The sequence below is a fragment of the Streptomyces sp. NPDC007264 genome (genome assembly GCF_042869095.1).
Lineage (GTDB): Bacteria > Actinomycetota > Actinomycetes > Streptomycetales > Streptomycetaceae > Streptomyces.
Genome location: NZ_JBIAFD010000036.1, coordinates 1 through 8,259 on the forward strand (window position 1 = coordinate 1; position 8,259 = coordinate 8,259).

Here is an 8,259-nt window from a genome sequence, read left to right on the forward strand (position 1 = left end):
CCCGCCGTTACCAACGACGCATGGGAGCGCGGGGACGGGCCTTGGACACTGGCCCGAAGATCAGCCGATCGATACCTCCTTCACGTGGCTGGACTCACTTACCTGGAGCGACTTCGTGTCGCACACTGAGCGCTTCACTTGGCGGATGAGCGGCTGAATCGGCGAGCTGAGCGTGCCGCACAGCGGTCCGTTAGTGAGCCGTGACACGCTAGTTGGATCCTGGTCACGAGAGTTGGAACCAGTTCGACCGGTGCCGACTAGGCTCACCTCCATGTCCGAGCCAGCCCCTGACCTTCGCATGCAGTCCCTGATCAACCACCTCCGGCCGGGGGCCGTGAGGACTGTGAAGGTCACCGGCTTCGACGGAGCGGACGTCCTGGTGCAGCTCGTAGATGCCGAAGGAGGGGCGACTGAGATCGGTCGGATTCCTCGACAGGAAGCGTCGATGCGTCGGATGGAGCATCCACGCGAGCTGTTTGAGGTCGGCCAGGAGATCAACGCCGAAGAGATCGGGCGTTGGCGCGAAGGTCAACTTCACCTCTCCGCCAGGGCGTGCGAGATTCCGGCCTTGCGATCCTTCCTCCTCGCGTTCGAACGAGGGCAGGTCGTCACCGGGACAGTCTCCGAGGTTCACAACTTCGGGGTCTTCGTTCACGTCGATGGCGAACCGGACGGTCTGTGCACCGGCTTCATCCGGGTACCGGACCTGACGTGGGGCTGGATCAACCACCCCTCAGAGGCAGTCGAAGCCGGCCAACGGATCACCGCTGAGGTGATCACCGCCGAGACCCGCTCCGGACAGGTCACGCTCTCCTTGAAGGCTCTGCAGGAAGATCCACTCAGTCGGTTCGCGGATCAGGTCGGCCGGGTCCTCACCGGGCCGGTCACGAAGATCATTCCTTTTGGTGTGTTCGTGCAGCTTGCTCCCGACGTTGTGGGGTTTCTTCATCTCTCTGAGCTGACTGACGAGCCGGTCGAGACCCCGGATCAGCTTGTCAATGAAGGCGAGCTGATCACGGTGAAGGTCACCGAGGTCGACCTCCAGCGTCACCGGGTGCGGCTGGGCGCCGCTGGCGGAGCGGACCGAACCTAGCGAACTGGCACCAAGAAGACTGACAACTTGCGGTTGGTTGCAAGAGGCGTGACCACTTGGTGCCAACAAGCGTGTCCCGCCGACCAGAAGCCACCAGCTCGCGGAGCCTCACCGGTTCCAACTAGCGTGTCCAGGCTCAGTTAGGGAGGCCGCCGCCCGGCGAGACCGCGAGGGCGACCCGGAGATGGTTCCCTCCCGGGTCGCCCTCGGCGTCGCGACGGGTCAGATGTCGCCCGCGCGGGCCTTGGTGTACCAGTCCGGGACGTGGTCGTCGTCCAGGGCCACGATGCGGAGGATCAGTGGAAGCATGTCCGGCACCGCGTTGGAGGCGACGGCACGGATCTCGTCCAGGATCCGGGCGAACTGGACGGAACCGACGGGCGCGTTCCAGGTGCGCGGCAACTCGAAGGGATAGTCCTCCAGACCGTGGTGTCGGTGGACCACCCGCAGGTCGAAGGCGATCTCTGCCGCGTCGTCGAGCTTGTCGACCAGGCGCACCACGAACGAGAACTTCACCGCGGCCTTGCCGATCTGGTCCGGCGAGGTGAACTGTGCGCCGCGTTGATGTCCCCACGGGGGCATCAGCCTCGGCAGCAGATGCGTCGCGTCGCTCGGCTCGGGCTGCGCCTCGGAGTAGAAGAACTTGCCCTGGAGCATCTCGTCGACCACGCCCCAGAGGTCCGTGAAGAGAACGTTGAGCTCCCGGGCGACCTGGTCAAGGGAGTTCCGGCGCTCCAGGGCCAGCTGCGCGGCCTCGTGCGACGCAGCGGTCAGGACGGCGAGACGGTCCTGCATCTCGGCGATCGACGCGGTCTTGCGCAACTCGGGCGGCTCGGCCAGACAGGTGCGGACCTCCTTCGCGAACTCCGCCATCGTCGGCCGGCCCGCCGGTTGGAGCACGGTGCAGCGCCGCATCAGTCGGTCCAGTTCGCCCGCCCACGGCAACGCGATGTGCCCCTGGAGGCTGTACTCGCCGCCGGACCGGTACTCCCCCGGCAGCGGCCACCGGGTCCGGCGCAGCAGCACCCACATGGTCTTCGCCAGCGACCAGACGTCCGCCGGGCCGCCGTCGACGCCGTCGACGGGCTCCAGCATCTCGGGGGCGTGGAAGTTCGCCGGGCCGAGCTTCACCGTCGAGCTGGTGACGTCGTCCTTGCCCGGGAAGGTGACCAGTCCGAAGTCGCCGATCTCCCACTGGCCGTCACGCTGGAACAGGTTCGACGGCTTGATGTCGCGGTGGTGAACACCCTGCTCCGCGAGGGTGGCCAGCGTGTCGGCGTAGGCGGCGACGGCCTCCAGCATCGTCTCCTCGGCCGGGGTGTCGCCGAGGGCCTTGTCCAGCGGGACGGCCAATGGCATGACGTACCAGCAGATCTCTCGCGTGTCCTCGGGCACGTGCGAGTCGACGAGCGGCACGACGCCCTCGCCGGTGTAGCCGCGCAGGAACGTGATCTCGTCGGCGAACCTCTGGCGGCGGTCCACCAGGAGCCTCCCGAGGCCGAACATCTTGATCGCGTACCGGCCGTCGTCACCCTCGCCGCGCGCTTCCCAGACCTCGCCGTTGCCGCCCTTGCCGAGGTAGCCGCGGCCGACCAGGGTCCACTCCCCCAGCCTGGCACCCTCGTGCGGCCTCCAGTTCTTGCCGTCGACCTTTCCCACGGTGCCTTCCGTTCTCACGCCGAGCTCGTCCCGCTGCATTGTCCCGCGCCTTCGCGAGTGACCGCGAAGGCTTTTCCCTCAACTCCCTTTAATTTGCTGACGGCTACCGATGCGACTACTCAACTCGTCAAGTGAAGCGCTCAGTCACACTTGTTGAGCCGAAGCACGATAGTTGTCACAAGGGACGGGATGGGTGGGGAAGCTGTTGCTGGCTGCGGGTGCCTTTCGGGTGGCTCCCCTGCAGGGTGAGATGACGCTGTCGTTTCTGGGGCGGATCGCGGACGGTTACGGCCTGACGGTGCGGAGTCTGCTGTCGTCGGTTACCGAAGTGGCTGGCCAGCAGGGCGTCGTCGGGGCTCTACGGGGCGACAGTGAGGTGTTCTTGAACGCCGCGGCCCGGGACCGGGTCGCGGCGCTGTGTCGTGTGCCGCAGGTGGGCTTACGCCGTGCGTTGCCGGCCTGGACGCGGGAGGAGCCGCTGGGCCCCTCGAAGGAGAGGCCGGCGGCGCGGCTCCACAACGGGGTGGAGACGGTTGCTGCCTGGGGTCCGGCGTGCCCGGGCTGTGTGGCTGCGCGGACCGGTCGCGTTGCACCAGCCCGGGTGTACCTGGCGGCGCACCAGCGAGTCTGCCCACGCCACCGGTGCTGGATGATGGGCGTGCCTGGCAGCGGGGGCCGTGTCGTCGGGTTGGCCGGATGCCCGGAGGTGGTCCAGGCGCAGGAGGGTCACCGGAGGCTGCTGCGCCGCTCCCCCGTCGCTGGTTCGGCGTTCGAGGTTGCTGAGGCGGTCACCGCCTGGTGGTGGGCGCAGAAGTGGCCCGAGGAGCGCCTGTGGCCGATGCGGCTGGAGGCGGCCATGCCCGCGGGCGAGGATCCGCAGCGGTGGCGGATCATGGCGCGGGATCTGGTCACCTACCCAGAGACCGTCGCCCTCGCCACGCTTCTGGCCAGCCGGGCCTGGCGGCTCCGTGTCGCTGCTGACGGTGGTGGTCACCTCCCCTACCGGTTGGCTGATGTGCCCTGCGTGCCCAGCGAGCTGGGCCATCGCTTGCGGCGATCGTGGGTCACCGAGCGTCTGGCCGCCTGCACCCACGGACCGCTGTTTGCCTGGACGTACCAGTGCATCCGTACCAAGGGTGGCAGTGGAGACGACGAACAGCGGCTGTGGCAGGTCCCCTTGGCGCTCCGGCCCCGGCCTCTCGCCGACGTTCTCGCGGGCTACCAGCGTCGGCGGACCGCGGGCGCAGAGGGTCTGCCGGCTCAGAAGCGGCTGCGGGGCCACAGCGTGCACGCCGACGGGGCCTTCGCCGCCGGCCTGGCCCACGCGCGCACCTACGCCGCCCAGCACGGCCACCTCGCCACCCAACGCGACACCCGAGTCGGTTCCTTCGCCCTGGGGAAATGGGTGCACAACCAGCAGGCCCACGCCCTGGCCCTGCCCGAAGAAAAGGCCGCCGCCCTGAAGGAGGTGGATCCGTGGTGGAACATCCCCTGGTCGGTGAAGTGGCAGCGCTCCTACTACCGCGCCCGCGACCACGTCCGGCGCCACGGCCCCCTCAACGCCGCCGACGGCTTCCCCGACACCCACGTGCTGACCGGGGAATGGCTGTACCTGCAGTGCACCGACTACAGCTCACTCCACCCCGAACAGCGCCGTCTCCTGGCCGACATCGGCCTCACAGCCCAGGCCGCCGACAGCGCACGCCCACGCCGAACGAGCCGGACAGCGGGCATCGATAAGGCTGTTGCCTGTGCGCGCGCCTTCGTCGCCGAACACGGATGCCTGGCCCTGGCCACCAAGAACATCTCGTACCAGGGGTTTTTGCTCGGGAAGTGGCTCAATGCCCAGCGTGTCCTCGCCCGCCGCCAGGACGAACCCGGCGCGCATCTCCAGGCGCTCGACGCGATCGACTTGTGGTGGAACCCGCCGTGGCCCTTGGCGTGGCAGCGCACCTGGCACCGGATCCGCGCTCATGCCCGAGACCGGCGCCAAGGGGCTGCAGAAGGGGGCTGGCCGGAGGGCAGTGACGCCTGGGCCACGTGGCTGTCCGTACAGTGCACCGGCTACAAGCAGTTGCACCCGCTGCAGCAGCGTCTGCTGGCGGAGATCGGCATCACCGCCGAGACCGCCGCCGCTTGCCCCCACGAGATCATCGCCCAGCTCTGCGGTACGGGCCCCGGGCTGGCCCACGCGCGCACGTACGCCGCCGTACACGGCCACCTCGCCACGCCCCTGAAAGCTTGTCCTGAGGGGTTTCCGCTGGGCCGGTGGCTGAGCGAACAGCGCCACCAGGCGCGGGAGCACCATCGCAGTACAGGCGGGACATGGCCGGTCAGCACGCTCCTCGCAGCGCTCGACCCCTGGTGGAACCCGACCTGGTCCTTGGAGTGGCAACGCAATTGGAGGCGCGCACGCGAGTGGTCAGAGTCCTCGTCCGCAGCCGACGGCAGTGGTGGTACCGGCATTCCGGACCTTGAGAAGGAGCTGGCCGACTGGCTGAGGCGTCAGTGCACCGGCTACGGCGCACTCCACCCCGAACAGCACCGCCTGCTGACCAAGATCGGTATCACCGCCGAGACAGCCCGAGCCGCCCAACCACCGGCTCCCCGCGCTGAGCCCGGTCTTCTGGACACCGCGCTCGCACAAGCTCGCGCCTACGCGGCCGAATACGGCCATATCGCCGCGCCCGCCAGCACCGTCCTCGACGGGTTCCCGCTGGGGAAGTGGCTGGCCTGGCAACGACGACGCGCCCGTCAGGGCCGCCTCTCCCCCACCCGGGCCGAAGCCCTGGCCATGATCGATCCGTGGTGGAATCCGCCCTGGCCCCTGCAGTGGCAGCAGGTCTACCACCGCCTCCGCACAGCAGCTACGGGTGCCGCCGGCGTGCCGACCACGGACCTCCCCCGAGGCCTGTGCCGCTGGGCCCGTGTCCAGCAGGAGTCCTGGGAGCATCTCCACCCCGGCCAGCAGGACCTCCTGACCGCCCTCGGCGTCACACCCCACGCTGTCGTAGGCGAACGGCCCGCCCCGGCCACACGCTCCTACCCCGTCAGCCCCGGACTCGACCACGCACGCGCCTACGCCGCCCGCCACGGCCACCTCACCCCGGACAAGCACACCCGACAAGACGGCTTCCCCCTCGGCAGATGGCTGTGCCAGCAACGCCGCAAAGCCCGCGCTGGCACCCTCTCCACCACCACCGCAACCACCCTCACCAGCCTGGACCCGTGGTGGAACCCGCCCTGGCCCTACACCTGGCACCGCACCTCGCAGCAATACCGCGCCACGATCAGCGGGAACGAGACCCTCCCGGACACACTCCAACGGTGGGCCAACGCCCAACGCAGTCAATGGAGCGCCCTCCACCCCGGCCAACAACAACTCCTCACCACTGCCAGCTTCACTGAGGGCTGGAGCAGTTCGGACATGAAACCCTGAGCTCAGCGCCTCTGCACCGCCCCGGACCACCGCCAAGCACACGCCCTCGCCCTCGCCCACGAAAGCTCCCGAACGGGGTCCTGGAAGGCGGCGCGATGAGCGATACTGGTGGGCATGTCTGGCGTGCCCGCAACAGGGTGCACGCGGCCAGCGAGTAGAGAAAGGCGGTGCGGCAGAGGTCAGATGAATCGGCTCAGGGGCTTTGTAAACATTCTTTTTGTTAGCTCACAGGTGTAGCCCACCCTGCCCAAAAAGCCGAAGAAAACCTCCCCCGCAAAAACCGCCTAGCAAACCCTCTAAATCATGCCCCAGGGACAAGAAAGTCCCATCCTGAGGCGCTGAAAAGCCTGCCGTAAAACACCACCGGCCCGCCTCACGGCGACGCCGGCCGTCGGCATGCCCTCACCCTCTGGCACACACGTGCCGCCTCTTTCCGTCCCAGCCGGCCCAGGCCGACTCGTTCAGGCATGAGGCGGCACAGCCGTCGCGTGCTGGAAGGGCATCCACGCGATGAACTCGTCCTCCCTCGCACCCGTCGCCGGCCTCCTGGCCGGGCTCCCAACCGTCCTTGCAGGCGCTCTGGGCGGCGCGCCATGGTGGGCCGTGGGAGCGATCGTCATCGCGGCATACCTCGCCATCCCCCTCACCAGCCTGATCCTCGACCACAACCGCCAACGCAAAGGAAACATCGTCGACGAAAAATTCGCAGCCGCCCTCGACGAAATCACCGACCCCGAGAAAAGAATCCAGGCAATCATCAACTACCGTCAGGCCACAGCCCCCGCCTCCGTCCCCCAGCCGCCACCCGACCCACCACCGGGCGGGCTACCCTCCGGGACCCCACCCGCTGGCTCAGACAGTGCCAACCAGTCACCGGCGTCCGCGTAGATCAGGGGTGGGAGGGCTTTCGCCTCCGGACTGGAACCGCAGCGGCCGGCCGACCGGTGTCAGCGGCCTCGCGCAAGTCCTATACGTCGTCGAAGCTGGGCTGACTCCATGGCTGGTCGGGGGGTGGACCTTGGGCACCGAGAAGCTGGGTGATCTTCTCGGCTTCATCGCTTGAGAGTTCGGAGAGCAGGCGCGTCGTTGTACCGAGGAGGGCGTCCAGCGGTACCTGGGTACGTGCGCCGCGGGCGCTGGCGATTCCGGTGCCGAACAGGCACTGGAGAGTCCCGCCGGAGGGGATGCGGGCTTCGGCCTCGATGACTCCCTCGGCCTGTCCCAGCGCGTCACTGATGCCGTCGAGTTGGGCGTCGTGCGAGATGTCGTCGCCGGGGCCGCCGTATCCGACGTGGCGGTCCGTCACGACCATGCGAAGAGAGGTCAACGGGATACCGAAGCGGTCGGCCCTGTTCCTCACCTCGTCGAGGCGGGGCAGATCGTGCTCCTGCCCCTGCGGAAGCTGGCGCCGGGACTGGGCAACCAGCACATGGAAACGCGGGGTCTGCAGGATCAGCTGTCCGGCCTTCACCGCCCAGCGCCACGGGCTGATGTCCGCGTCTGCCGCGCCGGGCACGATCATGCAGACGCGGCTGGTCCACAGCCGAATCGCCTCACGCATCAGGTGCTGAAGATTGCCGGTGCCGGCGGCCGGGGTGCGCAGCAGGACGGGAAGGCTGATCATGCGGACGACCCGGTCCCAGAACGCGGCGTCGGCGATGTCTTCGGATTCCAGCAGGTACATCAGGGCCGTCTCATCGAGATGGCCGACACCTCGCTGTGGCGCGGGAAAGCTGGCGAGTGTGGATCCGCCGCCCTGCCAGAGCGCGGCAAGGAAGGCTGACATCCGGTCGGCGACGTCGGTGGTCATCCGCGCGGTGAGAGCGTCGACGGCATCGCGGGTGGGAACGCGTTCTCCCGCGCGAGCGGCCTCCGCCCCCTGAACGACCGTGTTCAGGAACTCCTCGGTCGCCGCTTTGTCGAGGGTGCCGCGGCCGCCTTCGAGAACGGAGCGGGACACCAGATGGGGGATGCTAGGTCCTGTCTGGAGTTCGGATCAGGAGTTCGGTAGATCGCCTGCGCGCGGGGGCTCGTTCTTGATAGGCCGTCAGTCATGGCGCGAGGCGAT

General features: G+C 68.2%; 5 protein-coding genes and 1 pseudogene. 4 read left to right on the forward strand and 2 right to left on the reverse strand.

Going from position 1 to position 8,259, the window contains the following annotated elements:
- Positions 1–271: 271 nt before the first annotated feature.
- Positions 272–1,093 carry a S1 RNA-binding domain-containing protein gene (locus ACFYMU_RS33210; RefSeq protein ID WP_388381421.1) on the forward strand — a complete coding sequence of 274 codons (822 nt, stop codon included), beginning with the start codon at positions 272–274 and terminating at the stop codon, positions 1,091–1,093.
- A 222-nt stretch (positions 1,094–1,315) separates the two neighbouring features.
- Here ACFYMU_RS33210 and ACFYMU_RS33215 read toward each other — a convergent pair whose 3' ends face one another.
- Complete coding sequence (locus ACFYMU_RS33215; protein ID WP_388381423.1) at positions 1,316–2,752, reverse strand: serine/threonine protein kinase; 1,437 nt, start codon at positions 2,750–2,752, stop codon at positions 1,316–1,318.
- A gap of 229 nt (positions 2,753–2,981) precedes the next feature.
- Here ACFYMU_RS33215 and ACFYMU_RS33220 point away from each other — a divergent pair.
- The 3 genes and pseudogenes from ACFYMU_RS33220 to ACFYMU_RS33230 form a co-directional block, all read left to right on the forward strand.
- Positions 2,982–3,386 (forward strand): annotated as a pseudogene (locus tag ACFYMU_RS33220) (helicase); the annotation flags it as partial.
- Positions 3,387–3,410: 24 nt separating this feature from the next.
- Positions 3,411–6,191: a helicase associated domain-containing protein gene (locus ACFYMU_RS33225; RefSeq protein ID WP_388381429.1), complete on the forward strand. Its 2,781-nt coding sequence runs from the start codon at positions 3,411–3,413 to the stop codon at positions 6,189–6,191.
- Positions 6,192–6,794: 603 nt separating this feature from the next.
- Positions 6,795–7,079, forward strand: coding sequence for a hypothetical protein (locus ACFYMU_RS33230; RefSeq protein WP_388381425.1), 285 nt, complete (start codon positions 6,795–6,797; stop codon positions 7,077–7,079).
- A 79-nt stretch (positions 7,080–7,158) separates the two neighbouring features.
- Here the strand turns inward: ACFYMU_RS33230 and ACFYMU_RS33235 are convergent, their stop codons facing one another.
- Positions 7,159–8,151 carry a hypothetical protein gene (locus tag ACFYMU_RS33235; RefSeq protein WP_388381427.1) on the reverse strand — a complete coding sequence of 331 codons (993 nt, stop codon included), beginning with the start codon at positions 8,149–8,151 and terminating at the stop codon, positions 7,159–7,161.
- Between the last annotated feature and the right edge of the window lie 108 nt (positions 8,152–8,259).

Bases quoted from the DNA above. Each gene is read 5' to 3' on its own strand.
- ACFYMU_RS33210 (WP_388381421.1), top strand. From the start codon at position 272: ATGTCCGAGCCAGCCCCTGACCTTCGCATGCAGTCCCTGATCAACCAC.